Source organism: Clostridium sp. CF012 (assembly GCF_018861755.1).
In the GTDB taxonomy this organism is placed as follows: domain Bacteria; phylum Bacillota; class Clostridia; order Clostridiales; family Clostridiaceae; genus Clostridium_AD.
This window is the reverse complement of sequence record NZ_JAHLEF010000116.1, coordinates 1-920: the sequence shown is the minus strand read 5'-3', so window position 1 is coordinate 920 and position 920 is coordinate 1. Positions and strand designations below refer to the sequence as shown.

Genomic DNA, 920 nt, shown 5'->3' with positions numbered 1-920 from the left:
AAAGGAAGGGTACGAATATATAGCCTCTATTTTTGAAGCTACTGCGAACAATGAAAAGGCTCATGCAAGAGAAGTTTTTAATAGGTTTCTTAAGATGAATAAAAGTACAGCAGATAATTTAAAAGATTCGGCCGAGGGAGAAGCTCATGAAAGTAATAACCTATATAAACAATTTGAAAAAGAAGCCCGGGCAGAAGGTTTTACTGAAATTGCAAATTTCTATAAGGAATTACAAGAAGTAGAAGGGAATCATGAAATGAGGTTTATGAAAATATATGAAAATCTTGAAGCAGGCATGATATTTAAAAGAAACACTGATGTAAAATGGCAATGTATGAATTGTGGATATATTCATATTGGAAAAGAAGCACCTGCATTTTGTCCACTATGTAAATTCCCAAGAGCTTACTTTAAAATCTACTGCGAAGACTACAAATAGGAGGGGTGAATATGATAATTTACTATCCTACTTACTATTTAGTACCAGTAGCACCTGTAATGTTTTCATATAAAGATGAATACAACACTCGTTGCAACGGTTTTTACAATGATGAGTTAAATGTTCCTTATAATGATGAGTACAGCGATGTTTATAGCGATGAGTACACCCTTCCTCAAAATAATGAGTACAACGACAATCATGACTCAAGGTACAATATAGAAACTAGCGAAATCTATAACGCATACAGAACTATAAATGAAGATCTTTTTTACGAGGTTGATGAAGAATACGTAAATGATAACATTAAATAATGTTTATAATTATTTATAAGGCAACCTCTATTGAGATTGCCTTATAAATTTGAACAAACAAAATATATTTCCTATTTCCTATTTTCTACATATATAATCGAAGGTACAGATCTTTCTCCCAAACTATCACAAGGATTGTTTATAACTTCATCATCATAAAATAATGT

The 920-nt window shown here is 31.3% G+C and carries 2 protein-coding genes; both read left to right on the top strand.

What is annotated here, in order from left to right:
• The coding region (locus KPL50_RS26595) for a rubrerythrin family protein (protein WP_216301463.1) at positions 1-439 on the top strand (439 nt) is incomplete at its 5' end.
• Positions 440-450: 11 nt separating this feature from the next.
• Positions 451-753: a hypothetical protein gene (locus tag KPL50_RS26590; protein ID WP_216209540.1), complete on the top strand. Its 303-nt coding sequence runs from the start codon at positions 451-453 to the stop codon at positions 751-753.
• The last annotated feature ends 167 nt before the right edge of the window (positions 754-920 follow it).

Bases quoted from the DNA above. Each gene is read 5' to 3' on its own strand.
- KPL50_RS26590 (WP_216209540.1), top strand. From the start codon at position 451: ATGATAATTTACTATCCTACTTACTATTTAGTACCAGTAGCACCTGTA.